General features: G+C 68.2%; 22 protein-coding genes and 1 pseudogene. 13 read left to right on the top strand and 10 right to left on the bottom strand.

Going from position 1 to position 26,742, the window contains the following annotated elements; genetic code table 11:
• Positions 1-57 precede the first annotated feature (57 nt).
• The 3 genes from HWX00_RS20405 (at position 58) to yddG (ending at position 3,258) form a co-directional block, all read left to right on the top strand.
• On the top strand, positions 58-1,743 hold the full coding sequence (locus HWX00_RS20405; protein WP_175028550.1) for a purple acid phosphatase family protein: 1,686 nt from the start codon (positions 58-60) through the stop codon (positions 1,741-1,743).
• Positions 1,744-1,846: 103 nt separating this feature from the next.
• The gene (locus HWX00_RS20410; RefSeq protein ID WP_175028551.1) at positions 1,847-2,128 is read left to right on the top strand and encodes a hypothetical protein; all 282 of its coding nucleotides are present in this window, start codon (positions 1,847-1,849) and stop codon (positions 2,126-2,128) included.
• 185 nt (positions 2,129-2,313) lie between these two features.
• Positions 2,314-3,258: an aromatic amino acid DMT transporter YddG gene (gene yddG / locus HWX00_RS20415; protein WP_148094304.1), complete on the top strand. Its 945-nt coding sequence runs from the start codon at positions 2,314-2,316 to the stop codon at positions 3,256-3,258.
• Positions 3,259-3,327: 69 nt separating this feature from the next.
• On the opposite strand, the gene HWX00_RS20420 is transcribed toward yddG, so the two are convergent.
• Positions 3,328-3,960, bottom strand: coding sequence for a LysE family translocator (locus tag HWX00_RS20420; RefSeq protein ID WP_175028552.1), 633 nt, complete (start codon positions 3,958-3,960; stop codon positions 3,328-3,330).
• A 118-nt stretch (positions 3,961-4,078) separates the two neighbouring features.
• Positions 4,079-4,975, bottom strand: coding sequence for a LysR family transcriptional regulator (locus tag HWX00_RS20425; protein ID WP_034191267.1), 897 nt, complete (start codon positions 4,973-4,975; stop codon positions 4,079-4,081).
• Between the two features lie 274 nt (positions 4,976-5,249).
• Between HWX00_RS20425 and HWX00_RS20430 the strand changes: the two genes are divergently transcribed.
• Entirely contained in the window at positions 5,250-6,095 is an 846-nt protein-coding gene (locus HWX00_RS20430) for a sulfite exporter TauE/SafE family protein (protein ID WP_034191266.1), read from the top strand.
• Between the two features lie 366 nt (positions 6,096-6,461).
• Here the strand turns inward: HWX00_RS20430 and HWX00_RS20435 are convergent, their stop codons facing one another.
• Positions 6,462-7,412 carry a LysR substrate-binding domain-containing protein gene (locus HWX00_RS20435; RefSeq protein WP_069704702.1) on the bottom strand — a complete coding sequence of 317 codons (951 nt, stop codon included), beginning with the start codon at positions 7,410-7,412 and terminating at the stop codon, positions 6,462-6,464.
• Here HWX00_RS20435 and HWX00_RS20440 point away from each other — a divergent pair.
• The 3 genes from HWX00_RS20440 (at position 7,411) to HWX00_RS20450 (ending at position 9,728) form a co-directional block, all read left to right on the top strand.
• The gene (locus HWX00_RS20440) at positions 7,411-8,841 is read left to right on the top strand and encodes a D-serine ammonia-lyase (RefSeq protein ID WP_175028553.1); all 1,431 of its coding nucleotides are present in this window, start codon (positions 7,411-7,413) and stop codon (positions 8,839-8,841) included. The two genes, HWX00_RS20435 and HWX00_RS20440, sit on opposite strands and share 2 nt — an antisense overlap.
• Positions 8,842-8,894: 53 nt before the next feature.
• Positions 8,895-9,149, top strand: a complete 255-nt coding sequence (locus tag HWX00_RS20445; protein ID WP_027791787.1) for a hypothetical protein — start codon at positions 8,895-8,897, stop codon at positions 9,147-9,149.
• Between the two features lie 279 nt (positions 9,150-9,428).
• The gene (locus HWX00_RS20450; RefSeq protein WP_069704701.1) at positions 9,429-9,728 is read left to right on the top strand and encodes a DUF4148 domain-containing protein; all 300 of its coding nucleotides are present in this window, start codon (positions 9,429-9,431) and stop codon (positions 9,726-9,728) included.
• Positions 9,729-9,825: 97 nt separating this feature from the next.
• Here HWX00_RS20450 and HWX00_RS20455 read toward each other — a convergent pair whose 3' ends face one another.
• The 3 genes from HWX00_RS20455 to HWX00_RS20465 form a co-directional block, all read right to left on the bottom strand.
• Positions 9,826-11,601, bottom strand: a complete 1,776-nt coding sequence (locus HWX00_RS20455) for a GGDEF domain-containing protein (RefSeq protein WP_175028554.1) — start codon at positions 11,599-11,601, stop codon at positions 9,826-9,828.
• On the bottom strand, positions 11,598-12,728 hold the full coding sequence (locus tag HWX00_RS20460) for an extracellular solute-binding protein (protein ID WP_034191651.1): 1,131 nt from the start codon (positions 12,726-12,728) through the stop codon (positions 11,598-11,600). Before HWX00_RS20460 ends, HWX00_RS20455 begins: the two co-directional genes overlap by 4 nt.
• A 174-nt stretch (positions 12,729-12,902) precedes the next feature.
• Entirely contained in the window at positions 12,903-13,625 is a 723-nt protein-coding gene (locus HWX00_RS20465) for a FadR/GntR family transcriptional regulator (RefSeq protein ID WP_069704699.1), read from the bottom strand.
• 266 nt (positions 13,626-13,891) lie between these two features.
• Here HWX00_RS20465 and uxuA point away from each other — a divergent pair, with 266 nt between their 5' ends.
• The 6 genes from uxuA (at position 13,892) to HWX00_RS20495 (ending at position 20,836) form a co-directional block, all read left to right on the top strand.
• The gene (uxuA, locus tag HWX00_RS20470) at positions 13,892-14,953 is read left to right on the top strand and encodes a mannonate dehydratase (RefSeq protein ID WP_175028555.1); all 1,062 of its coding nucleotides are present in this window, start codon (positions 13,892-13,894) and stop codon (positions 14,951-14,953) included.
• A gap of 71 nt (positions 14,954-15,024) precedes the next feature.
• Positions 15,025-16,335 (top strand): MFS transporter, encoded by a 1,311-nt coding sequence (locus HWX00_RS20475; protein WP_175028556.1) that lies wholly within the window; start codon positions 15,025-15,027, stop codon positions 16,333-16,335.
• 128 nt (positions 16,336-16,463) lie between these two features.
• Entirely contained in the window at positions 16,464-17,897 is a 1,434-nt protein-coding gene (locus HWX00_RS20480) for an aminotransferase-like domain-containing protein (protein ID WP_069704697.1), read from the top strand.
• Positions 17,898-17,998: 101 nt separating this feature from the next.
• Positions 17,999-18,394: a hypothetical protein gene (locus tag HWX00_RS20485; RefSeq protein WP_069704696.1), complete on the top strand. Its 396-nt coding sequence runs from the start codon at positions 17,999-18,001 to the stop codon at positions 18,392-18,394.
• 205 nt (positions 18,395-18,599) lie between these two features.
• Entirely contained in the window at positions 18,600-20,384 is a 1,785-nt protein-coding gene (locus tag HWX00_RS20490) for a nitrite/sulfite reductase (RefSeq protein ID WP_175028557.1), read from the top strand.
• Positions 20,381-20,836 (top strand): DUF934 domain-containing protein, encoded by a 456-nt coding sequence (locus HWX00_RS20495; RefSeq protein ID WP_175028558.1) that lies wholly within the window; start codon positions 20,381-20,383, stop codon positions 20,834-20,836. The genes HWX00_RS20490 and HWX00_RS20495 overlap by 4 nt, the downstream gene beginning before the upstream one ends.
• A gap of 79 nt (positions 20,837-20,915) precedes the next feature.
• Here HWX00_RS20495 and HWX00_RS20500 read toward each other — a convergent pair whose 3' ends face one another.
• The 4 genes and pseudogenes from HWX00_RS20500 to HWX00_RS20515 all read right to left on the bottom strand — a co-directional run bounded on the left by HWX00_RS20500 (position 20,916) and on the right by HWX00_RS20515 (position 26,652).
• Positions 20,916-22,196 (bottom strand): virulence factor family protein, encoded by a 1,281-nt coding sequence (locus HWX00_RS20500; RefSeq protein ID WP_059556607.1) that lies wholly within the window; start codon positions 22,194-22,196, stop codon positions 20,916-20,918.
• On the bottom strand, positions 22,193-24,787 hold the full coding sequence (gene mprF, locus HWX00_RS20505) for a bifunctional lysylphosphatidylglycerol flippase/synthetase MprF (protein WP_175028559.1): 2,595 nt from the start codon (positions 24,785-24,787) through the stop codon (positions 22,193-22,195). The genes HWX00_RS20500 and mprF overlap by 4 nt, the downstream gene beginning before the upstream one ends.
• 444 nt (positions 24,788-25,231) lie before the next feature.
• Positions 25,232-25,654, bottom strand: a pseudogene (locus tag HWX00_RS20510) (hypothetical protein); the annotation flags it as partial.
• A gap of 83 nt (positions 25,655-25,737) precedes the next feature.
• Entirely contained in the window at positions 25,738-26,652 is a 915-nt protein-coding gene (locus HWX00_RS20515; protein ID WP_034191251.1) for a LysR family transcriptional regulator, read from the bottom strand.
• Positions 26,653-26,742: the final 90 nt, after the last annotated feature.

Raw genomic sequence — 26,742 nt, forward strand, 5'->3', positions numbered from 1 at the left:
CTCGCGCACGGCCCCACGGTTCCACCTCTCGCGTCCCCACCCACGAAAACACCGACCATGTCGAACCAGGACACTCTCCCTGATCAGCCGAACGAGCCGGCCGCTTCGGTATCGCGTCGCGGCTTCCTGAAACTTGCCGGCGTCTCCGGCCTCGCCACCGCCGCCGGTGGCCTCGCAGCCGCGCGCGCCGCCGCGTCGAATCCGGACGGCACGCCCGAACAGGTCCACCTGACGTGGGGCAACGACCCGGCGTCCGAGGTCGTGATCTCGTGGGCGTCGCTCGCGCCGGCCGTCAATCCGCGTGCGCGCATCGTCGCCGACGGCGAGCCGCCGCGTACCGTGCACGGCGTCCAGCGCCTGTACACCGACGGCCTGAACGGCGAAACCGTGTTCACTTACCACGCGCGCGTGCACGGGCTGAAACCCGATACGCGCTACCGCTACGAGATCACCGCCGACAACGACGGCAACGCCGCGCAGCCGTTCTCCGCCAATTTCTCGACGGCGCCGCGCGGCCGCGCGCCGTTTCGCTTCACCAGCTACGGCGATCTCGCGACGCCGAACGGCGCGTGGGTGCTGTCGTCGCCGCAAAGCCGGTTCGCGGTGCAAGCCGTCGAGCAATTCCAGCCGCTGTTCCACCTGCTGAACGGCGACCTCTGCTACGCGAACCTGAACCCCGCGCACCAGCCCGAGGTGTGGCGCGATTTCGGCAACAACAACCAGACGTCGGCCGCGAATCGCCCGTGGATGCCGTGCCCGGGCAATCACGAGATCGAGTTCAACAACGGCCCGCAGGGGCTCGACTCGTATCTCGCGCGCTATTCGCTGCCGGAGAACGGCACGCACTTCCCGGGCCGCTGGTACAGCTTCCGCGTGAGCTCGGTGCTGTTCGTGTCGCTCGACGCCGACGATGTCGTGTACCAGGACGCCGCTGCATTCGTCGGCGGCCCGGCGCCGCTCGTGCCGGCCGCGAGCACGGGCCGCCCGCCGATCGAACCCGGCACGTCGTTCTACGTGCGCGGCTACAGCAATGGCGAGCAGACGCGCTGGCTCGAACGCACGCTGCGTCATGCCGCGCATGACGACGACATCGACTGGATCGTCGTGCAGATGCACCAGGACGCGCTCAGTTCGTCGAAAACGGGCAACGGTTCGGACAAGGGCATTCGCGAAGCGTGGCTGCCGCTGTTCGACCGCTACGGCGTCGATCTCGTGCTGTGCGGCCACGATCACGACTACGAGCGCAGCTACCCGGTGCGCGGCTGCAATCACCGCGCGGGCGTCGACGCGACCACCGGCGAAGTGGTCGAGACGCTGCAGCCGCGTCCGGTCGGCTCGAACGACCCGGACCGCACCCGGTTCGACACGAGCCACGGCACGATCCACCTGATCCTCGGCGGCGGCGGCACCAGCGCGCCGCTCGACGTGTACGGCGAGAATCCGTCGACCGGCTTTGCGCGTGCGAAGGTGTTCACGAAGCCGAACCGGCCGGTGCCGGGCACCGCGCCGAACACGTTCGTGCGCCAGCCGGCCGATGCGCTCGAGGATGCGATCTGGTCCGCGCGCCGCGACACGGGCACCGGCTACGGGATCGCCGTGTTCGACCATGACCCGGGCAAGCCGGGCGGCCACACGACGATCACGATGAGCTACTACCACGCGCCGGGCGCCGACCAGCACCCGAGCGCGCAGTACGAACTGTTCGAAACGATCGAACTGAGCAAGAAGCGGCACGAACGGTGATCGTGCGGGCGCCCGCTGCGGCGGGCGCCGGTTGCACGGCCATCGAGGGACGGGATGCTGCGGCACGGGTTAGACTGCGCGGCTCGCCCCCCGGCCCACGAAGATGAGTTTCGAATACCGCATCCACACGATCCCGTCGGCCAACGCATTCGATGCCATCGCGAATGCGCTGCGGCAAGCGCATCGCGGCATCGACATCGATCGCAATCGACAACGGCTCGAGGTTCGGGACGACACCGCCGGCTGGCCGCTGATCGGCCTGACGACCGGCGAAGAGGGATTCTTCCTCGTCACGACGCTCGGGCCGACACGGGAGGCGATGCTCGACTCGATCGGGCGCGCGTTGTCGGCGATCGGCGCCGCATGGCGTATCGACGACGCGTGATCGACTCGCGCACCCGAATCGGCCGTACACGCCAGTCCGGCTGCATCGCCGCAACGGCATCGCCCCGTTAAAATGCGCGGTTCCGTCGAAATCACCCCCATTGCATCGCCGCGCGCGATGACGGCGCGCGCGAGCGGCCTCGTATCATCCGAAATCGAATTGGCATGTTGAAACAGGCAGGACGCATGAAACGCAAGAACAGGGCAACGCTCGCCGGGCTCGGCGCGGTATTGTTATGGGCCTCGGTGGTCGCGCTCGTTCGCGGCGTCAGCGAAAGCCTCGGCGCGACCGGCGGCGCCGCGATGATCTATACGGTGGCGTCCGTGCTACTGGTGTTTTCAATCGGCTTCCCCGACCTGAGCAGGTTCCCGAAAAGCTATCTGCGCTGGGGCGGCCTGCTGTTCGTGTCATACGAGCTGTGCCTCGCGCTGTCGATCGGCTATGCCAGCAACGGGCAGCAGGCGATCGAAGTCGCGATGGTCAACTATCTGTGGCCGAGCCTCACGCTGGTCGCCGCCATCGTATTCAACAAGCAGCGCGCGAACCTGCTGGTCGTGCCGGGTGTCCTGCTGTCGATGCTCGGCATCTGCTGGGTGCTCGGCGGCGACCGCGGCCTCGATCCGGCCGGCATGCTGCGCAACGTCGCGGACAATCCGCTGAGCTACGGCCTCGCATTCGTCGGCGCGCTGATCTGGGCAGCCTATTGCACGGTGACGGCGCGCCTCGCCGACGGCAAGAACGGCGTCACGCCGTTCTTCATGCTGGTCGCCGCGGTGCTCTGGATCAAGTTCGCGATCGAAGGCGGCGGCGGCATGACGTTCAGCTTTCACGCGGTCCTGTATCTCGTGCTGGCAGCGTCGGCGCTGGGGTTCGGCTATGCGGCCTGGAACACCGGCATCATGCATGGCAACGTGACGGTCATCGTCGGTGCGTCGTACTTCACGCCGGTGCTCGCCGCCGCGCTCGCCGCGACGCTGCTGCATGCGCCGCTGTCGGTCGAATTCTGGCAAGGCGCGTTGATGGTGTGCGGCGGATCGATCCTGTGCTGGCTCTCGACGCGCAGCCGACGCAACGACAAGGCCATGCCCGTTCGGGTCGGCAAGAAGGCCGAAGGCAATTGCCACGGTTGATGCTGCCCGGCGCGATCGGCGCAAGGCCGGCCGGCAGCCGGCCGTTCCCCAAGCGCCCGCCTTCGCGCGCTAGCTTCGCGACTCCAGCGCGATCCGCACGGCGAGTCCGGCCAGCACGGTACCCATCAACCAGCGCTGGGCCGACGCCCAGAGCGGCCGCCCCGCGAGAAAGCCCGCGATCAAACCGGCCATGCACGCGATCAGCGCGTTCACGCTGACGCTCACCGCGATCTGCACGCAGCCCAGCACCAGCGATTGCGCGAGCACGCTGCCGTGGCCCGGCGACATGAACTGCGGCAACAGCGACAGATACATCACCGCGATCTTCGGGTTCGCCAGGTTCGTGACGAAACCCATCGCGAACAGCCTGACGCGGCTGTCGTGCGGCAATTGCCGGACCTGGAACGCGGAGCGGCCACCGGGTTTCAGTGCCTGCCACGCCAGGTACGCCAGATACAGCGCGCCGGCGAAGCGCAGCGCGTCGTATGCGGACGGCACGGTCATCACCAGCGCGGTGACGCCCAACGCCGCGCACAGCATGTAGAACACGAACCCCAGCGCGACGCCGCCGAGCGACACGAGCCCGGCGCGGCGGCCCTGGCAGATCGAGCGCGACACCAGGTAGATCATGTTCGGTCCGGGCGTCAGCACCATGCCGAGCGACACGAGTCCGAATGCAAACAGGGTGGGCAAGGCCGGCACGGCAATCTCCTTCGGCGCAACGATGACGAGGTCCGATCAATGTATTGCATTCCGGCAATCATCGGCATGAATAAACTGCACGTCGCCCATGAGCGTCGTTCATCGCACCGGCTGCGCGCTACCTGCCCTTTTTCGCGCGTGCGTGGATCGCCTTCCCTGCCTTCGCACGTTGTGCGTCGACGAGTTTCACGAATTCATCGGTTACCGCGTTGCCGGCCGTATTCCAGGCCAGCCGCACGGAACGATGCAGCCGCGGCGACAGTTCCAGCACGCGGCCGCCGAACGGCGTGTACGTGAGCGTGATGCGCGGCACGATCGATACGCCCATGCCGGCCTCCGCCATCGACAGAATGGTGCGCATCTCGACCACGTTGAACGCGGCCCGCAGCGGCGCGCCGCCGCGCGCGAAGTAATCCGCGATCAGCGGCCCGCATCCGGCCTTCGAAAAAATGAACGGCGCCGCGGACAACTGCCTGGCCGACACGCGCTTGCGGCCGGCGAACATGCCGTCCGCCGCCACCGCGACGAAATCCTCGTCGAGCAGCGGCAGGTTGTGCGCGAACGTCTTCGTGCCGGCCACCACGCCGACGTCGGCGGTCCCGTCGTCGATCCATCCCTCGACTTCGCTGTCCGTGCCTTCGAGCAGCACCGCCGATACGCCTTCGTGCAGGCCCTTCAACGCCTCGAGCGCGGGGACGACGAACGCCAGCGAGACGCTGGGCAGCGACGCGACCACCAGCCGCCCCTCGAGCTTGCCGCGCGACAGGCTGAACTGCTGGCGCAGTACCTGCGCTTCACGGACGACGCGCTGGACGTAGGGCCACAGGCGTTCGCCCGCCGCCGTCAGGACGACCGGCTGCCGGTCACGCCAGAGCAGCTTGACCTGCGTGAGATCCTCCAGCTCGGTCAGCGCATGACTGATCGCGGACTGGCTGCGGCTGAGCCGGTCCGCAGCGGCCGTGAGCGACCCGAGTTCGACTACGGCCGCCAGGGCCTGCAACTGGGCTAGCGTCATCGGATTTCCTTGTTTCCATGACATGTACTTGCTGCATGAAGCGGCAATTCCTCATGAATTATATTGAATCGCGTCCATCGTACGGAACACCGTGCCCGCGCCACGCCGCGGTCGAGCCGGACATCGCCGGCAGCGCTCGGGTAAGATGTCCGCGCGACTCGCCGTGCCCTTGCATGCGCACCGGCCGGCAGTCGATTAGCCCGGTTGAACCACGCCGCCGCGTTGCTCATGCTCGCCGGCGCGACCTGCCGGATCGGCCCCGACATGCCACGCCATGATTCATTTCAATCTGACTGAAGGTGTACTGGTTTCCAGCCTGCAGGCGCTGTCCGTGCTCGACCTGGCCGGCATCGCCGTTGCGTTGCTGCTGGGCGGGATGGCCAAGGGCATCACGGGAATCGGCGTGCCGCTGATCGCGATGCCGATCCTCAGCCAGTTCCTGCCGATCCGGCAGGCGGTGCTGCTGCTGTCGATGCCGATCATCCTCGGCAACATTCCGCAGGCGCTGGAAGGCGGCCAGGTACTCGCGACGGCCAGGAAAATCGCCGCGCCGATCGCAGGCACCGTGATCGGCAATATCGTCGGCGTCGCGATCCTGCTGTCGCTCAATCCGGGACACGCGCAGGCGGCATCCGGTGCGCTGCTGATCGTGGCCGCGGCGCTGATGCTCGCCGCGCCGAAACTCAACCTGCCGGAAGCGTGGCAAAAACCCGTCGGGTTCGCGCTCGGCTTTGGCGCCGCGCTGATGGAAAGCATCGCGTCGGTTCCGGGGCCGCTGCTCGCGACCTACCTGATCTCGGCCGGCGCGACCGGGCGCGTGTTCACGAAGCAGATCGCGATCATCCTCGTGGTGTCGATCGTCACGCTGATCACGACGTTCAGCGGCGCCGCGCATGCGAGCGGCGCCGACCTGGCGATCTCGGCGGCGGCCAGCCTGCCGGCCATCGCCGGCATGTGGCTGGTTCGCCCGCTGCGGGACAAGATGTCGCCGAAGATCTTCCGGATGGTCGTCCTGCTGTTCGTGCTCGTCGCGGCCTCGCAGATGATCTGGAAATCGGGCGTGTTCCGGCCCGGCTCGCCTGTCGCCCAGGGCGACCACGCGCGCGCGGTCCGGCAATAGCGGGCGGCGCGCCGTCATCGATCGCGCATGCGTTCTGAAAGCTGCAAGGCGTAGTATTCGCGGACCCGGCGTATCGCCCCCACCGTCAATGCCGACGATACGCTGCCGACTGTGCTGTACGCGCGCCGATGCCGACATCCGCGCCGCCACGTTTTCAGAGGCACGAAATGGAAACCTATGTGTTGCTGGGCTGCGGGTTGGGCCTCGGCCTGTTGATCGCGATCTGGGGCATCTGGTCGCTCGGATAAGATAACCGGGCCCGTCCATGCGCAAGCCATCCGTATGCCGCCGGACGGGAAACCGTCATTTTCAGCAATACCACCGTCGATTTCTTCGCACTCCGATCGAGTTATCCGGCGGCATCGTTCATGCAAGCCGCCCCGTCTTCGGCGACACGCTCGACCGGGCCTCGCCGAAACGCACGCATTCGGCCTTGAGCCAGTCCGAAAACGCGGCGGTACGCGGATCGTCCGGGTTGCGTGACAGCAGCATGTAGCGCGCCGGCGCACGCACATGCACGCCGAACACATCGACGAGCCGTCCGCTCGCGAGCTCGTCGTGCACGAGCGCCGCGCGCCCCATCGCGACCCCCTGATGGTTCAACGCGGCCGTGATCGCCAGGCTGGAAAAATTGAACTGCGGCCCATCCAGATGCCGGAGCCACGCCGGCCGGACGGCCTCCAGCCATGTACGCCACTCGACGAACTCGGAAGCGCCGACCCACGGTGCGGCATCGTGCAGCAACACGACGCCGGCCGGCGACTCGCCGCTGGCGAACGCCGGATGCCGCGCCAGATACGCCGGCGTGGCGACCGGGAACAGGATTTCGTCGAGCATCACCTCGGCATGCAGTCGACCGTATTGCACCGGGTCGTAGCGCACGGCCACGTCGATGTCGCCGGTCTCCATCGCCTCGCGATCCAGCACCTGGAACTCGGCCTGCACACGCACCGACACGTTCGGCTGTTGCCGGTGAAACGCGGTCAGGCGCGGCATCAACCACTGCAATGCCAGCGATGGCAGGCAACTGACCCGCAGCGGCGCGTCCGACATGCCGAGCGCCTGAAGCGTGCGCTGGATATCGCCGAACGCACTCGACATCGTCCCGAGCAGAATCGCGCCCTTCTCCGTCAGCCTCAACCCGCGCGCCTGTCGCACGAACAGCGGATAACCCAGCCGGTCCTCCAGATTCCGGATCTGCTGGCTCACGGCGCTTTGCGTGAGGTTGAACGCCTGCGCCGTCTTCGTGAAGCTCAACAGCCGGCCGGCCGTTTCAAAGCAGTGCAACGCACCGAGGATCGAACCGTCCAGTCGCATGTGTATAAGTCCAGCTAATGCATTGATTAGAAATCGGCGCTTTTGCGCGGTCGCCTTGAATCGTAGCATTCCAGCTCTGAATCTCGCTCAACGAACGCAAGGCCGCCCCGTGACCGCGACACCTCAACCCGACGATCTATTAGCCAGACTGCAATCCCGTCAACCGCTGCTGTGGCTGAACCCCGAAGCCGGCCGGCCGTTGCCGCAGGACGCGCCCTCACCCGACGCCATCGTTGCGGCCGAAGCGAGACTGGCGCGCTGCGCGCCGCTGATGGCCGAGCTGTTTCCCGAGCTCGCGGCCACGGCGGGAACGATCGAATCGCCGCTGATGCCGGCGGACACCTTGCGGCGCGCGTTGTCGCACGCGGACGACGCGCACGGCGCCTGGTTCATCAAGCGCGACGATGCATTGCCGGTCGCCGGTTCGATCAAGGCGCGCGGCGGTTTTCATGAAGTGCTCGCGCTCGCCGAGTCGATCGCGATCGAACACGGGTTGATCGCCCCCACTGGCGACCGGCGGATCCTCGCGTCGGCCGCCGCCCGCGCGTTGTTCGCCACCCATACCGTCGTCGTGGGCAGCACCGGCAATCTCGGCCTGAGTATCGGCGTGATGGCCGCCGCGCTGGGGTTCGAATCGGTCGTCCACATGTCGACCGACGCAAAGCCGTGGAAGAAGGCGCGCCTGCGACAACGCGGCGTCCGCGTGGTCGAGCACGACGGCGATTACGCGCAGGCCGTCGCCGCGGGTCGATCGCAGGCGCGCGCTCAACCGCGCTGCCACTTCGTCGACGACGAAGGCTCGCTGATGCTGTTCCTCGGCTACGCCGCGAGCGCCCGGCATCTGGCCGCGCAGCTCGCCGAATCGGGCCGCCGCGTGGACGCCGCGCATCCGCTCTTCGTCCATCTGCCGTGCGGGGTCGGCGGCGCGCCAGGCGGCATCACGTATGGCCTCAAGGCGCTGTTCGGCGAGCACGTGCACTGCTTTTTCGCCGAGCCCGTCGCGGCGCCGTGCATGCTCGTCCAGCTCGCTGCCGGTGCGGGCACGCCGGTGTCCGTCTACGACATCGGGCTCGACAACCGGACCGAGGCCGACGGCCTGGCGGTCGCGCAAGCGTCGCATCTGGTCAGCCCGCTGATGGCGTCGCAACTGTCGGGCGTCTTCACGGTCGGCGACGCGCAGCTCTACGCGCAGTTGCGCGCGGTTCAACGCGCCACGGGCGTGGAACTGGAACCGTCGGCCGCGGCCGCCGTCGGCGGGCCGGGCTGGCTGGCCCGGTCGGCGGCCGGCAGGGACTACCTGCGCCGCCACGCGATCGACATGCGCGCGTCCACGCACGTCATCTGGGCAACCGGCGGCTCGCTCGTTCCGCCGGAAGAACACCGCCGCTTCCAGTCTCACGCGGAGGCGCTCGCCGCCGCCGGCGCGTGACGCGTTCCGCCCGGCGCCCAGCCCGGTTCCCGAAGACCGGGTAGACTGTCCGGATGGAACAATGCCGTTATTGCCAGAGAATCCGCGATGAATGGGATTGCCACGGCGACGAATGCCGCCGGGCAATCGCCAAGGCGCTGCGCCGGCAGCGTGCGGGCCTGCCGATGGTGCCCGATCGCATCCGCAACGAACTCCCGTCCGGCGCGCCGACCCAGCAGGTGATCGCCGTCCTGTCGCGGCAGCGCCTGCGCGCGCGCCGCGGCAACGAGGAACGCCGCGAGCGCAAGGAAATCGACGACGACGTCTGAGCCGGCCTCCCCGCAGCCTGCCCGCACCGTTCCCGCTTCCCGCTGCCGCCGGGCGCCCGCCCGTACGCGCCATCCACGCCGCGCCCCGGTCGCCTTTCCGTTGCACACCCGGCAATACACAATGGGGACGGAAGATATTTTTCGCGGAATTATTGCCTCGCCTGCAACGATCTTTCGCTGAAACTCACGTTTACCCTAGGTCGACCGGCGCCTACGATGTAATCAACCGCTTACGACATGGTGTCGAACGCGGAAAGCCAATAAACATCGGAGGTCATCATGAAATCGCTCGTTTCCGCAGTCGTTGCCGCTGTCGCCCTGTCCGCTTCGTTCGGCGCATTCGCCCAAAGCACCGTGACCCGCGCCCAGGTGCGCAACGAACTGGTCCAGCTCGAACAAGCCGGCTACAAGCCGGGCCTGTCGAGCCCGTACTACCCGGCCGACATCCAGGCCGCCCAGGCCCGCGTGCGCGGCGCCGACAACAGCGGTTACGGCGCACAGCCGGCCGCGACCGTCCAGGGCGGTGCACCGGCCGTGAAGCCGCAAAGCGCGCACGACTCGGTCTACTTCGGCCACTAAGCCTGCCGCCGCGCGCATCGCGCGCAGTGCGGCCATGCGACGAGCCCGTCCCTGACGGGCTCGTCGCGTTTGCAGCGCCAGTTTCGCCGCCCGATCGTCAGCGGCTGCCGCCCGATGCGACCCGGTCGCCTGCGTCCGTCGCGACGCCGCCTCGGACCAGATCCTGATAGCGCACGCACACGCACTGCGGGCACGCCTTCGCCGCGTACATCGCCGCATCGGCCTTGACGAGCAGTTCCTCGGCCGACGCGCCGTCGGCCGGATACTCGCTGACACCGATACTTGCACCGACCGCCACGCGCCGATCGCCGAACTCCAGCTCCTCGGCCATCACGATCTGGATGCGCGCCGCGACGTCGCCGATCACCGCCGGCGAACGCACGTCCGCGATCAGCACGATGAATTCGTCGCCGCCGAGCCGCGCGACCATGTCGCCGCTGCGCAGCGCGCGGCTCAGCCGCTTCGCGACCGCGACGAGCGTGCGATCGCCGGCCGAGTGCCCGTGCTGGTCGTTGATCTGCTTGAAGCGGTCGAGATCGACGAACATCACCGCCAGCCCTTCGCGTACCGCCGCCGCATGCCGGATCGCAGCTTCGAGATGCTCCATGAACAGCAGGCGGTTCGGCAGCGCGGTCAGCGGGTCGTGGCCGGCGAGGTGCGCGAGTTCCTGCTGCTTCGCACGCAGCATCGCGACCTGCGTGCGGATCTCGACGCGCATGCTGTCGAAACAGCGCGCGAGTACGCCGATCTCGTCGGCGCGCGCGGTCGGCAGCCGCTCGGCGGCCGAATCGTCGAACACGTGGGTCGCGGCACGCGCCAGCGTCTGCAGCGGCCGCGTGATCGCACGCGCGAACAGGATCGCGAGGATCGCCGCCAGCAGGCTCGACACGAGCACCATCCGGACGATCCGCTCGCCGAGCACGCCGGCTGGCGCCAGCACGTCCGCGAGCGGGCGCGCCATGCCGAGCACGACGAAGCGGTTGCCCTCGTCGTGCCCGAACGGCGTGCGCGCGAACGCGAACATCTGGCCCGGCGCCTCGTCGGGCTGCGCGAGTCCATTGAGCGTCACGTTCGTTTGAGCGTGGTCGAACAACGCGCGGGTGGCGGTGAAACGGTCCTGCATCAGCACGCGCCGGCCGCGGTCGAAACCGAACGTCTGCGCCGGATCGGGATGCACGAGAAAATCACCCCACTCGTTCGCGAGATAGACCGCATAGTCTTCCGGCAGGTCGCGCTCGAGCCGGTCGAACACGCGCGACAATTCGACGTCGACGACGAGCGCGCCGACCGTGCGGCCGGACATGTCGACCACCGGTGTCCCCACGCGCAGGATCGGCAGCCCCTCGGCCTCGTGCGATCCCGTCTCGTGATTGATCACGATCGGTGACAGGTAGATGTGACCGGGCGCCATCGCGAGCGTGTCGAATACGTAGGAAAACTGCCCTTTCTCCTGGAAGGCGCTTTCGGGCAGCACGACGATGCCGCTCGCATCGCGAGCGACACGGATACGTTCGATCCCGAAATGCCCGCTCGCGATCAGGCGGATCTGCAGGTACTCCGGATGATTTGTCATGAAGCTCCGGTACACCTGCTCGAGCCGCGTGCGGCGTGCGATGTCCGGCTTGTCGTCACCCGCGACGAACGCGGACGACGGCAACTGCGCGAGCACGAGCGCGTCGTCGGCAACATCCGCCAGCGCGGTCGTGAAGCGTTGCCCGAGCAGTTGCGTCGACATCAGCAGGCTGTGCTGCGCTTCCTGCACGAGCATCGCGCGATTGGCGCGATACGCGTAGTAGCCGGTCGTGCCGGACGCGATCACGCCGATGCAGGCGAACAGCACCGACAGCTTCGACACGAGCCCGAGCCGGATCATTTTCCGAACCGCTCCGGCCGGTCGCCCGACACGATACGGCTCCACAACGATTCGCGGCGGGCGATGTTCTCGACGGGCTGGAGCCACACGAGATGCTGGTGCCCGGTGTCGAGCCCCGACGGCGGCTCGAGCGTATTCGCGAGCCCCTGGCGCTCGGTCAGCAGCGCGCCGATCGCCGGTTCGAGCATGTAGTTGATCCACGCGAATGCCAACCCGGGGCGTTGCGCGCCGCGCGTGACGGCCCAGCAGTCGAGCCACGCGAGCGCGCCTTCTTCCGGGATCACGTAGCCGACGTCCGCGCCCGCGCGCCGCAGCAGTTCGACCTGCTGCGTGCCGTAGTTGCCGAACATCAGTGCCGCGCGATGCTGGACGAACAGCGCGGTCGCCTCCTCGGGCAGCGTGTAATACGTCAGCAGGTTGCGGCGCAGGTCGATCAGCTTGCGCGCGACCGCGAGCGTCTGCGCGGACGACAGCCGGAACGGATCGGAATAGCCGAGCGCGAGCGCGGCGAACGAGAAATTGTGCTGCGCGCTGTTGAAGTCGAGCACCTTGCCGCGGTAGCGCGGATTCCACAGCTCGCGCATCGAGCGCGGCGCGGCCGGCACCTGCTTGCGGTCGTAGATCAGCCCCATCGACGAATACGTGAACGGGATCGCGTAGGTCGTGCCGTCCTGCACGAGCCCGCCGATCGTCGCGACCTGCTGGAAGTTCGGCAACTGGCGCCGCCGGTTCGGAATGCGCTGCAGGTCGATCGGCGCGAGCAGGCGTTCGCGCGCATAACGCTGGATCTCGGCCGTATTCGCGGCCAGCACGTCGTACGGCGGCGGCGACGCGCTGTGCATCCGCGACCACAACGCTTCGTCGGAGTCGACGAACGTCACTTCGACGCGCGCGCGAAACTGCGCCTCGAACGCGCCGACGATGTCGCTGTCCGCATAGCCGGGCCACGCGAGCACGCGCAGCACGTTGTCGTTGACGGTTTCGGGAGAGGCGGAGAACGCCGGCACGACGGGTGCCAGAAAGCCTATCGTCAATATGATGAGCAGGCTGCGCACGGCGCCGCGTGCACGCTTGCGTGCACCGATTCCCCTGATCAATCGGACCCCGCGTGAATCGCCCGGCTGCATTCGACTGTCCTTTTTCGAGTCGATGCGATATCCCGCAACGAGACCATAAATCGGACGGTCGCGCAATTGGAAGAAGCCGTACGCGGCGCGCATGTTCGCCGGCACCGGCGACGGCGGCGGCATGCGGCATGCGGCGCGGCTACAGCGGCCCGCGTCGCGCCGCGGAAACCCGCGTCAGCGCCAGGCCTGCGTGAACTCCGCGATCACGCGCGACAGGTGTGCACGCATCGCGTCGCGCGCACCTGTCGCGTCTCGCGCCATGATCGCCGCGAAGATCCGCTGGTGATCCTCCTGCGACGCCTCGCGCAGCGCGGTCGAGTGAAAGTGCTCCTCGATCTTGTCCCACAGCGGATCGCTGCGCGCGCAGTCCCACATCGCCGTGACCATGTGCAGCAGCACCGTATTGCCGGTCGACTCCGCAATCCGCAGATGAAACTGGCGGTCGGCCGCGTCGTACGCGGCCTTGTCGGCCATCTGCTCGCGCATCGTCGTCAGCGAGAGAAACAGGCGGTCGAGATCGGCGTCCTTGCGTTCGGTCGCCGCGAGCGCCGCGACTTCCGCTTCGATCAGCCCGCGCGCGCGCAGCGTCTCGATCGGCCCCGGGCCGCGCGGCACCTCGAACGTCACCGGCCGTGCGGCGTCGGCCGCGGACACGTAGATGCCGGAGCCGATCCGCACTTCGACGATCCCCTGCACCTCGAGCGCGATGATCGCCTCGCGCACCTGCGTGCGACTCACGCCGAACTGGTCGGCCAGACTGCGCTCCGACGGCAACCGCGCGCCGGCTTCGAACGCGCCGGCGGCCACCATCGCGTGAATCTGCCGCGCAAGACCGATATAGGAGCGGTCCGCGGCATCGGTGTCGCGGCTGGCGGGCAGGCTGGAAAGATCGGTCATCGAAAGGCTCGCAACAGGCTGGCCGGCGCCGTCGCGGCACCGGATCCTCAAAATGGTACACCAATTTCAACCCGCACCTGATTCGGCTTGTCGGCCCGTCCTGCCGCGCAATCGCGGATGCTGTCTGTCATCCTTGCGATATCCTCACAACTGGTAAACCACTATCCCACCTAACTGGCATACCAATCATAATCCGCTCACCGGCACCGGGCCGCACGCTGCGGCCCGGTCGTCCGTGCATGAACCGCCAGCCAGGAGCCGCTCCAGTGAAGATGTCTTTCCGTTGGTACGGCGAGTCCGATCCGGTCTCGCTGCAATACATCCGCCAGATCCCGGGCGTCACGCATATCGTGTCCGCGATCTACGACGAACCGGTGGGCGAAGTCTGGCCCGCGCACAAGATCGAAACGCTGAAAGCAACGATCGAGCGCGCCGGCCTGCGGTTCGAAGTCGTCGAATCGGTGCCCGTGCACGAGGACATCAAGCTCGGCAAGCCGGGGCGCGATCGTCTGATCGACCACTACCGGCAGACGATCCGCCATCTCGGCGCGGCCGGCATCCGAGTCGTCTGCTACAACTTCATGCCCGTGTTCGACTGGACGCGCACCGAGCTGTCGAAGACGCTCGCCGACGGCTCGACCTGCCTCGCATTCAGCACCGACGCGGTCGACCGGATCGATCCGAACGACGGCATCGCGCTGCCCGGCTGGGATTCGAGCTACCGGCCCGAACAGCTGCAGGCCCTGCTCGCCGACTATCGCGACGTCGACGAAGCCGCGCTGTGGGCGAACCTCGAGTACTTCCTGAAGGCGATCATCCCTGTTGCCGAGGAAGCCGGCGTGAAGATGGCGATCCACCCGGACGATCCGCCGCGCCCGATCTTCGGGCTGCCGCGCATCGTGAAGAACCGCGACGATCTCGCGCGGATCCTGCGCATCGTCGACACGCCCGCGAACGGGCTGACGCTGTGCTCGGGTTCGCTCGGCGCGGGCCCGCAGAACGACGTCGAGGCGCTGGTGCGCGAGTTCGGCGCGATGGGCCGCATCCACTTCGCACACATCCGCAACGTGAAGGTCGACGCGAACGGCGATTTCGAGGAAACCGCGCACCTGTCGCGCTGCGGCTCGCTCGACATCGCCGCGATCGTGAAGGCGTATCACGACACCGGCTTCACCGGCTACGTGCGCCCCGACCACGGCCGCATGATCTGGGGCGAAACGGGCAAGCCCGGCTACGGCCTGTACGACCGGGCGCTCGGCGCGGTCTACCTGAACGGCCTGTGGGAAGCGCTCGCGAAGTTCGACCGCACGCCGCACGCGTCGAGGTAATCCGCCCATCGAGGCAGCCGGCGCAGCGGATCGCCGGCCGCCCGTCACGACATTCCGCACGGAGACACCGCATGCCACGCATCCGATGGGCCATGATCCTGATGTGCTTCCTGGCCAACGTCATCAACTTCATCGACCGCGCGAACCTCGCGATCGCCGCGCCCAGCATCCGCGCCGACCTCGGCCTCGACGCGGTCGGCATGGGGCTCGTGCTGAGTGCGTTCTTCTGGACCTATGCGTTCCTTCAACTGCCGGCCGGCTGGTTCATCGACAAGGTCGGCGTGCGCGTGAGCCTCGCGCTGGCCGTCGGCTGGTGGTCGGTGTTCACCGTCGCGACGGGGGCCGCGCGCGGCCTCGCGCAACTCGTGGGCGTACGGCTGATGCTCGGCGTCGGCGAAGCGGCCGCGATCCCGTCGTTCGCGAAGGTCGCGTTCAACTGGTTCCCGCGCAGCGAGCGCGGGCTCGCGAGCAGCATCTTCGACAGCGGCTCGCGTGTCGGCTCCGCGCTGTCGCTGCCGCTCGTCGCGTGGCTGATCTCGATCGTCGGCTGGCGCGGGTCGTTCGTGATCACGGGCGGCATCGGCATCGTGTGGGCACTCGCCTGGTGGTTCGTCTATCGCGACCCCGAACGCTACCGCGCGATCGCACCCGATGCCGTCGATGCGCTGCTCGCGCAACGCGGCACACCGGCCGTTGCGGCCGCAACCGATGGCCCGACCGTATCGTGGCTCGACCTGTTCCGCTATCGCACCGTGTGGGGGATGATGATCGGCCTGTTCTGCCTGAACTTCGCGATCTACTTCTTCATCACGTGGTTCCCGAGCTACCTGCTGCAGTCGCGCGGCTTCTCGCTCGCGTCGCTCGGCACGTGGGGCATGCTGCCCGCGCTGCTCGCGATTCCCGGCGGCTGGCTCGGCGGCTACGTGTCGGACAGCCTGTTTCGCCGCGGCTGGAGCGCCACCGCCGCGCGCAAGACCTGCCTCGTGCTCGGGATGCTGCTGTCGTCGTCGATCGCCCTGTCCGCGCTCGTCGAAAACACGTGGGCGTGCCTCGGACTGTTCGCCCTCGCGTATGCCAGCCTGTCGTTCGCCGGCGCCAACGTGTGGACGCTCGTCGGCGAAATCGCGCCGACGCCCGCGCACGTCGCGTCGATCGGCGGCATCCAGAACTTCGCGGGCAATCTCGCGGGAATCTTCATCACGACCTTCACGGGCGTGATGCTGTCGATCACCAAGGGCTCGTTCGTCGTGCCGCTCGCGGCAGCCGGCGCGCTGTGCGTGGTCGGCGCGCTGTCGTACCTGTTCATCGTCGGCAAGGTCGAGCCGCTGCCGCCGCTGCGCGGCCGTGCGAACGGGCGGAATGCGGCGCCGAACGCGGCCTGACACTGCCGGAACGCGCGGCCGGTGCCCCGCGCTTTCCTTTTCGGGCCGCCCGTCGGACAATGACCCGCGCCCGCCGGCGCGGCGCCACTCCGGCCCGCGCGCGGCGACGGCGCGCCCCGCCCACGCCGATGAAACGCTACGAAACCCTCGCCCATACGATCGCCGACGACATCCGCAACGGCAACCTTGCCGTCGGCACGCGCCTGCCGTCGCTGCGGCAGATCATCGCGCAGCACGGCGTGAGCCAGTCGACGGTGTTTCGCGCGTATTACCTGCTCGAACAGTGGGGCTTGATCCGTGCACGCGAACGCTCGGGCTATTACGTCGCGCCGGGCGCCACGCCGGCGGCGAACCCCGCCGCGAAGCGCCGCGCGAGCCGCGCCGGCGCCACGCGCAAGGTCGACATCAGCAGCCTCGTGTTCTCCGTCCTCGACGCGGCCACGCAGCCCGGCATCGTGCCGCTCGGTTCCGCGTTCCCCGCGCCGCAGCTGTTTCCGCTGCCGCGCCTGGCGAAGTCGCTCGCGCAGGCCACGCGGCTCGTGAGCCCGTGGAGCACGGTCGTCGACCTGCCGCCCGGCAACGAGGCGCTGCGCCAGCAGATCGCGCGCCGCTATCTCGCCACCGGCATCTCGCAGCCGATCGACGAGATCGTCGTCACGAACGGCGCGCTCGAGGCGCTGAACCTGTGCCTGATGGCCGTGACGCGGCCCGGCGACGTCGTGGCGGTCGAAGCGCCCGGTTTCTATGCGGCGCTGCAGGCGATCGAACGGCTCGACCTGCGCGCGGTCGAGATTCCCGTCGATCCGCATACGGGCCTCGATCTCGATGCGCTGGCAAACGCGCTCGACCGGCACGCCATCCGCGCGTGCTGGTTCATGACCAATTTCCAGAATCCGACCGGCGTCACGCTGTCCGCCGAAAAGAAGCGTGCGCTCGTCGACCTGCTCGCGGCGCGCGAGGTGCCGCTGATCGAGGACGACGTGTACGGCGAGCTGCATTTCGGCCCCGACTATCCGCTGCCCGCGCGCGCGTTCGATCGACACGGCCTGGTGATGCACTGCAGCTCGTTCTCGAAGACCCTCGCGCCCGGCTACCGGATCGGCTGGGCCGCCGCCGGCCGCTTCGCCGAGAAGGTGCAGCGGCTCAAGCTGATGACGACGCTGTCGGCCAGCATTCCCGCGCAGGCCGGCATCGCGAACTATCTCGAGCACGGCGGCTACGACCGCCACCTGCGCAAGCTGCGCGGCGCGCTGCACGCTCAGCTCGACCGGATGGACGACGCGTTGCGGCGCTGGCTGCCGCCCGGCGTCGAATGGGTGCGGCCCGACGGCGGATACTTCCTGTGGCTCGCGTTTCCCGACGCGATCGACGCGATGGAGTTGCACCGCCAGGCGATCGCTCGCGGCATCAGCGTCGCGCCGGGACCGCTGTTTTCGGCCGCGCACGGCTTCGAGCGCTGCGTGCGCGTGAACTTCGGCCATCCGTGGAGCCGCGACATCGAACGTGCGATCCGCGTGCTCGGCGAACTGGTCGCGCAGCCGCCGGTCCGCAAGGCAGGCTGATCGTTCACGGTACGCGCGGTGCATGCCGCGCGCATCGCGGCCATGCAGGCAATCCGCGCGCGGGTTACATTGCGGATCCCGCCGCACCTTCACGATCTCCCATGAGCCAACTGCCTTACCTCGATCACGCCGCCCTGTTGAAACTGACGGCCGAAGCGGAGCACGTCACGCAATCGTGCACGTGCACGAAGACGTCGCTCGCCGGATGGACGACCCTGCCGCTGTCGCTGCAGGATGCGCAACTGACCGAAATCGCCACGCTCGTGCCGCCCGGCGACGCCGAGCCGACCTATGCGGAGCATCACCCGGCCGGCACGCGCTACGCGTCGGACGACGCACCGATCGCCCTGCGCCATTTCCCGTACAACCGCTGCAGCGTCAGCCGCTGCCGCTCGTGCGGCCGCTTGTTCCTGCGCTATCAGGAAGGCGGCGGCTACTTCATCGACCAGCGCATCCGCGCGCTCGATCCGGCGCTCGTCGTCGACGCCAGCGTTTGATCGCGCCGCGGGCATGGCCGCATGCCCGGTCTCCCGCGCCGGCGCCTGCGTGTCGCCCGCCATCTGCTGCGCCTTTTTCGTCCCGTTCTGCTGCTTGTCCCGCCGCACCGCGTTCCCTACGCTGTCTCCCGTTGCCTGACATCCGTCGCAACGCCTGTCCGAGCCGCGCGCAATCCGCGCCGCGGCGCTTCTCGCGTATCACGTCATGTACCGATATACCGATTTCGACCGGGCGCTCGTGCACAGCCGCGCCGCCCAGTTCCGCGACCAGCTCGAGCGCTGGCAGCACGGCACGCTGAGCGAAGACGCGTTCCGGCCGCTGCGGCTGCAGAACGGCTGGTATGTGCAACGCCACGCGCCGATGCTGCGCGTCGCCGTGCCGTACGGCGAGCTGTCGAGTGCGCAGCTCCGCGTGCTGGCGCGAATCGCGCGCGACTACGACGTGCCCGACGACGCCACCTACCGCGCCGCATGCGACGCGCAGGCGCTGCTCGGCACGTTGCGCCTGCCGACCCGCAGCGCGCACTTCACGACACGCACCAACGTGCAGTTCAACTGGATTCCGCTCGCGAAGGCGGCCGACGTGATGGACCTGCTCGCGACCGTCGACATGCACGGCATCCAGACGAGCGGCAACTGCATCCGCAACATCTCGTGCGACGAGCGCGCGGGCGTCGCGCCGGACGAGATCGCCGATCCGCGCCCGTTCGCCGAAGTGATGCGCCAGTGGACGACGCTGCATCCCGAATTCGCGTTCCTGCCGCGCAAGTTCAAGATCGCGATCACCGGTGCGACCGAAGACCGCGCGGCAACCGACTGGCACGACGTCGGGTTGCAGCTCGTGCGCGACGACGCGGGCGAACTCGGCTTTCGCGTCAGTGTCGGCGGCGGAATGGGCCGCACGCCGATGATCGCGACGCTGCTGCGCGCGTTCCTGCCTTGGCAACACGTGATGAACTACATCGAGGCGATCGTCCGCGTGTACAACCGCTACGGGCGCCGCGACAACAAGTACAAGGCCCGCATCAAGATCCTCGTGAAGACCGAGGGGCAGCGCTACATCGACGACGTCGAGGAAGAGTTCCGCCAGATCGTCGTCCTCGACGGCGGCCCGCACACGATCCCGCAGGCCGAATTCGATCGCGTGGCCGCGTCGTTCGTCCCGCCGCGGCTCAAGCCCCGCACGCTCGACCTCGCCGGCGCGCAGGCACGCGTATCCGCACAGGCGGCCCGTCATCCGGCGTTCGCGCGCTGGCTCGCCCGCAATGTCGCCGCGCATCGCGATCCGGCGCTGCGCATCGTCACGTTGTCGTTCAAGCGCCGCCTGCAGGCCCCGGGCGACGCCTCGCCGGACCAGCTCGACGCGCTCGCCGATCTCGCCGACCGCTTCTCGGCTGGCGAGGCGCGCGTCACGCACACGCAGAACGTCGTGCTGCCGTGGGTGCATGTCAACGATCTGTTCCTGCTGTGGGAAAACGCCCGCGCGATCGGGCTGGCAAGCGCGAACGTCGGGCTGCTGACCGACATGATCGCGTGCCCGGGCGGCGATTTCTGCGCGCTCGCGAACGCGCGCTCGATCCCGATCGCCGACGCGATCACCGAGCGCTTCCAGGATCTCGACCTGCTGCACGACATCGGCGACCTCGACCTGCACATCAGCGGCTGCATCAATTCGTGCGGCCATCATCACAGCGGCCACCTCGGCATCCTCGGCGTCGACAAGGACGGCGCGGAGTGGTACCAGGTGACGCTCGGCGGGTCGGACGGCTCCGCCGCGAGCGGCCCAGCGCGGCCGGGCAAGGTGATCGGTCCGTCGTTCTCGGCGGACGAGATCGTCGATGTCGTCGATGCGATCGTCGGCGCGTACCTCGACGCGCGGATCGACACGAACGGCCGCAGCGAACGATTCATCGACACCGTGCGCCGCATCGGCGCGGAACCCTTCAAGGCCGCCGCGAACGACGCGCGCCACCGGGCGGAGCACGCATGAACCAGGAAACCTCCATCGCACACGCACGCATCCACCTGCTGACGCCGGCCGACCACGCCGAAGACACGCAGCCGCACGACGACGCGACGCTGACGATCGGCAACGACGAGGAACTGGCGCCGCTCGCCGCGCAAATCGCGCAAGCCGCCCGCATCGACCTGCAGTTTCCGTCGTTCACGGACGGACGCGCGTACAGCCAGGCGTACCTGCTGCGCAAGCGCTTCGGCTTCGCCGGCGACCTGCGCGCGACCGGCGAGGTGCTGGTCGACCAGTTGCTGCTGATGGAACGCACGGGGTTTTCGAGCGCGGTGCTCGCCGACGACACCGAAATCGCGGCCGCACGGCGGCAACTCGACCGGTTCCCGGGCTTTTATCAGCGCGACGCGAGAACGGCCACGCCGCCGCACGACACGGCGGCGACAGCGGCGACGGCGGCAGCGGCCGGAAAATGAAACGGGCGGCACGCTGGCCGCCCGTACGATGAACCGGCAGGATTCCGGCCGGTGCCGGCGGCAACGCGGGCGCCAGCGTTCAGCGCGCCGCCACCGGCTTGCCGAACCCGCCGAGAATCTTCTTCTCGAGCGCGATGTAGTCACGGCCGAAGTGGTGATCGCCCTGCGTCTTGATCACGTCGGCGCCCGTGTTCGCGAGCGCCGGGCACATCGTGTCCTTCTCTTCCGCGCCGTAGAAGCACTGCACGAGCTGCGGCGGCACCTTCGCGATTTCCGGCGCGACCTTCAGCGCCTTGTCGCTCGCGGGCATTCCGAGCCAGCCCGTCACGCGGATCTGGAAATCGGCGGACGGCGCAAAGCCGAGCAGCGACATCACCGCGACCTTGTCGCGCAGGTCGGCCGGCAGCCGGTTGTACGCGAACGGCATCACGTCGGCGCCGAACGAGTAGCCGACCAGCGCCACGCGGCTTGCATGCCAGCGCGCCATGTACGTGCGCATCACGCGTGCGAGATCGCGGCTCACTTGCGCGGGCGGCTTCTCGCTCCAGAAATAACGCAGGCTGTCGATGCCGACCACCGACACGCCGTCGCGCTGCAGCGCCTCGGCGATCGTCTTGTCGAGATCGCGCCAGCCGCCGTCGCCCGAGATCACGATCGCCAGCCGGTCGCTGCCGCCCTTGGCCGGCAGTTCGACGAGCGGCAGATCCGACACGTCGAGTTCATCGCCGCTGCCGCTGTCGCGCAGGTGCGACGTGACGAGCGAGACCAGCTTCGTGTTGTCGCCCGCGGCCGCCGTTTCGACGAAGCCCGGCATCGCGCGGCGCACGATCGTCGGATCGGGCGGGCACGGCTTGAAGCGCGGATCGAGCTTTGCGGCCGGGGCGACCGACACGACGCCGGCGATCGTGTTCTCCGGCGCCATCGACAGGATCTGCTTCGCGATCGCGCCGCCCTGGCCCACGCCCGCGACGATCGGTGTGAAATAACGCGACGACTGCGCGAGACGTTCGAGCTGATGGCTGACCGCCTCGGCGTCGCCGTCGAGGTGGTGGCAGGTCTCCTGCTTCGCGGCGAGATTCATCGCGTAGCGCTCGGTATCGACGCCGACCGTCATCGCACCGGCTTTCGCGAGCGCGTCGGCCGCCTGCTGATCGGCGGCATTCCAGCCGGCCTCACGCGAGAACAGCACGACGAATCCGCGCAGGGGCCCGCTCGGTTTGGTCACGGTAACGGGCCCATAACGGCCGCCCGACACGGTTTCGGCTTTCACGGCGGCCGGCTGCGTGGCGCACGCGGCGCCGGCCAGCATCATTCCCGCGCAGGCGGCTGCCGCCCGCGCGATTCCCTTCTTCAAACTCATGAGCGCCGACCTCCAGCCAGCAATGACAGATCCGCCAGCGTGACGAACACGCCGACCGAGCCCGAGGCCGCGAGATAACGCGGCTCCCAGTGCGGTTCGAACTTGCTCTTGAAAGCGCGCAAGCCGCGGAAGTTGTAGAAGCGGCCGCCGAAGCGCCAGACCATCAGGCCGAGCCGGTGCCACGGCGACGGCATCTTCGCCGCCCCCATTCCCGAGAACGGCGCGATGCCCAGGCTCAGCTTGCGGAAACCCGCTTCCTTCAGATGCAGCGCGAGCTGCGTGAACAGATACTCCATCGCGTACGGCGACGCGTCCGGCAGGTGGCGCATCACGCCGACCGTCGCCTCGGTGTTGAGATCGGTCGTCATGAACGTGACGAACGCGATCGGCTTGTCGGCCTGCCGCACGAGCATCACCGACTGCGTCGCGAGATAGCCGTCGTGGAACGCGGCCACCGAGAAGCTTTTCTCGCGCGCATCGCGGCTATCGAGCCAGCCGTCGGAAATGTCGCGCAGCGCCGGCAGCGCGGCCGGCACGTCGCCCGGCGCGATCACCTCGACCGTCAGCGCGTCCTTGTCGCCGCGGCGCAGCGCGTAGCGCAGGTGGGAGCGGTTCGAACCCTTCAGGTCGAACCGGTCGAGCGCGATATGCGCTTCCTCGCCGAGTTTCATCAGCGTGAGGCCCGCGTCGAGATACAGCGGCAGCGCGTTCGCGCGCACCTGGTAGAACGCCGCGCGGCCGCTGTGCGCGTGTGCGAGCGCGATGAACTTGCTGATCAGCGCCGGCCACTCTTCACGCGGCCCGACCGGGTCGTGCAGCGCGGCCCACGTGCGGCCATTCTTCGCGTACATCAGGAACGCGCGGCGCGATTCGGAAAACAGGAAGGACTTGTCGCCCATCAGCGCGAGGCCCGCGTCGCTGCATTCCTGCGCGCGGATGATCTGCTCCGCGTCGATCAGGTCCTGCTCCGCGGGTTTCACGAAACGCCCGGGCGCCGGACGCAGCAGTTGCCACAGCGCGAATAGCGCGACGAACACGCCGGCCGCGAGCGTCGCGCGCAGCGCGCGCGGCGCACGCGCATCGAACGAGAAATGCGACCACAGCTCGCGCGTGTACGGTACGTCGCGGAACGCGAAGAACAGCACCCACACGGCCAGCATCAGCACCATCGTCACCGACACGAACCAGCTCACCGTGAAGCGCTCGGCGAGCAGCGACGAATGACGGTTGAAGCGTCGGCGGCTGACGAGCAGCAGCACGAGCAGCGTGCCGAGCACGCCGGCCTCGACGAACGCGAGACCCTTCGCGAGCGACAGCGCGAGGCTCGCGAGCGTCAACGCGAAGGTCATCCACCATGCGCCGTCGAGCCGCCGCAGCAGCCCGCGCGCGACGAACAGCAGCGCGACGCCGAGCACGCTGCAGATCACCTGCGAGCCTTCGAGCACCCACAGCGGCACGATATGACGCAGGATCGCGATCCGATGCCAGAACGCCGGCGTCGCGCTCGAGATCACCAGCATCCCGCCGACCGCGAACGTCACGAGGCTCAGGAACACCGGTGCGAGCTGCGACACGCGCACGGCCTGCCGCGTGACGAGCCGGCGCCGCAGCGCACGGCCCTCGAAACCGGCCAGCAGGCCGGCCGACAGCACGAGCGGCACGCCGAAATAGATCGCGCGATAGGCAATCAGCGCGGCGACCATCGCGTGCGCGGGCACTTCGCGGCCGAGCGTGAACACCATCGCGGCTTCGAACACGCCGATCCCGCCCGGCGTATGGCCGATCATCCCGAGCAGCAAGGCGGCCGCGTAGACGGTGATGAAGGTCGAGAAACCGACCGGCGCGGCCGGCAGCAGCACCCACAGCGTCAGGCCTGCCGCGACGACGTCGAGCACCGCGTAGACAACCTGCGCGACGAGATCGCGCCGCGCGGGCACGTCGAACGACAGCCACTTGAAGCGCGTGACGACCGGGCGCGCGGTGTGGCCGCACATCGCGACCATCACGGCCAGCACCACGAGCAGCGCGGCGCCGGTCCACGTGAGCACGCCGGGCGCCACGTGCAGCATCGCGGCAAGGGCCTCCGGCACGCAGACCATGCCGACCGCCGTCATCAGCACCATCGCGAGCGCCAGCGTGCCGCTCGTGAAGACGGTCATCCGGCCGATCTGCGCGGGCGTCACGCCCGATACGCCGTACACGCGCGCGCGGACCGCGCCGCCCGTCAGTGCGCCGAAACCGGTTGCGTTACCGAGCGCGGAGCCGGCGATCGCGCCGATCCACAGCGCGACGCGCGGTACTTTCGCGGCGACATAGCGCAGGCCGACCGCGTCGCGGGCGACGAGCGCGAGATAACTGAGGGCCGTCGCGGCGAGCGACGCGCCCCACTCGCCGGCGGACAGGTGACGCAGTTGGCGGATCACCGACCGGTAGTCGACGGATTCCGACAGATGCTGGAAAACCACGATCAGCAGCAGGCCGATGCCGAGCGCGAGCAGCGGCGACAGCACGCGCTCGTTGCGGATCAACGCCCGGGCACGGGCGATCACCGCCGCGGCGCGGCCGGGCGAACCAGAGTGGCGGGAAGACATAAATTGTTCAGTGGTGGTGCATAGCGTGTCGCGGCGCAGGCAAGCCAAGCGGCGACGTATCTGGTTGTTCTGCGTGGGCGGTCGGCCGAAGACGGGGCCCGGCGGCGCCTGGATCAGAACTTACGAGTATACGGAATTTATATTACAGAATCTTTCAGGTTCGCATTGTGCGCTTTTGTGGCTCGCCGGGCGAGCTGACAACACATAAAAATCGTGCACCGCACAAACGCAAGGTGCGCATCATACCGGGAACACGGGCAGTTTTTTCATCGGATGAATGACTTGTGATGCATTTGGGAAAAATCTGCCGGACGGGGCGCGGAGGGCGAGGACGAAAACATGATGGCGCGGGGCGTTTCGGGAATGGGGCCGGGATGATTCGACCGGCCCGCCCGCGCGCTTTGCCAGTGAAGAAACGCGCGGCCCGTCATCACCCCCCCCCCCCTCATGCTCCCCCAACGCGATTGCCTTGTAGTCGTAAGTCGGATAGAACTCCGTCCGATAGGCGCCCCACGCCGTATCCTCGAGCACGCGATTGACCTCGCGCAGCCGCGACGCCGGCAGCCGCAGCACGACGATCTGCCCGATCCCCATCGTCACGGTCCAGCTCACCACTTCGACGCCCGGCGGCGGAAACGCCTTGTAGAACCCCTGCTTCGCGAGTTGCGCATTCAGCTCGGCGAGCGGGCGCGACTGGTCGTGTTTCAGGAAAACCGTCAGGAGTATCGCGTTATCCGGCGTCGCAGCGGCCGAGCCCGCCGGCACGGTCGACGTCTGGCCGACGGCCGGCGCGCTACCGGTCGCGGCACCGGCCAGCGCTGCGGCGATCACAAGGGTTCGAATCGGGAAAAACCGGGCTGCCGTCATGACGCGACTCCGTGGCTTCGTGGCTGGAGCCGCCATCATGCGCCGCCTCGGCCAGCGCTGCAGTCAGCCGGCCGCTGCGGCAATCACGCGGCGTCCGCGCCGTCGCGCTCGCGCAACACGTCGATGAGCGCGCGCAGCTTGGCCGGCACGTGCTTGCGATTCACGTAGTACAGCCACATCGGCGGCAGCGTGCGGCACACGCCCGGCAGCACCTCGACGAGCGAGCCATCAAGCAGATCCTGCTCGATGCGCTCGCGCATGAACGCGAATGCAATGCCGACACCCGCGCGCGCAGCATCGATCACCGCGTCGGCATCGTTCGTCACGAACACGCCGTCCGGATCGAGGTCGACGTCGCGCGGCCCGTCTTGCAGCAGCCATTTGTGCAGGCGTCCGCTTTCCGAGAAACGGAACCGGATGCACGCATGACGCCCGAGCGCCGCAATCGACGCCGGCACGCCATGCCGTGCCAGATAACCGGGCGACGCGACCAACGCACACGTCAGCGCCGGCGCGATGCGCACGCCGATCATGCCCGGCTGCAACCGGTCGGCCAGCCGGATTCCCGCATCGAACCCGTCCTTCGCGATGTCGACCAGTTCGTTCTCGTAGCGGATCTCGAGCCGGACTTTCGGAAAACGCTCGCGAAACGTGGCGAGTACGGGCGCGATCACGAGCGAGCGCGCCAGCGGCAGCGCGGTCACGCGCAACACGCCGCTCGGCTCGCTGCGCGCGTCCTTCAGCTCGTCGCGCGCCTGCATGACCTGCCGGTACGCGGGCTCCGTCTGCCGCCAGTAGCGCTGCCCGGCTTCCGTCAGGCTCACGCCGCGGGTGCTGCGGTTGAACAGCTTCACGTTCAGCTCGCCCTCGAGCTGCCCGATCGCGAGACTGACGGCAGCCGGCGTCAAGCCGAGCGCGGCGGCGGCCCGCGTGAAGTTGCCGGCCGTCGCGACGGTCATGAACACGTGCAGCCCGGCCATCGGATCGCGTCTGCCCATCATTAGAAAAACTTGAAACTCTTTCGAGCGGAATGCGGATTCTCCCATATACCGCAACTGCCTACACTGACGCTGTCGTCTCACCGGAGC

Source organism: Burkholderia seminalis DSM 23518, assembly GCF_902832885.1.
In the GTDB taxonomy this organism is placed as follows: Bacteria; Pseudomonadota; Gammaproteobacteria; order Burkholderiales; family Burkholderiaceae; genus Burkholderia; species Burkholderia seminalis.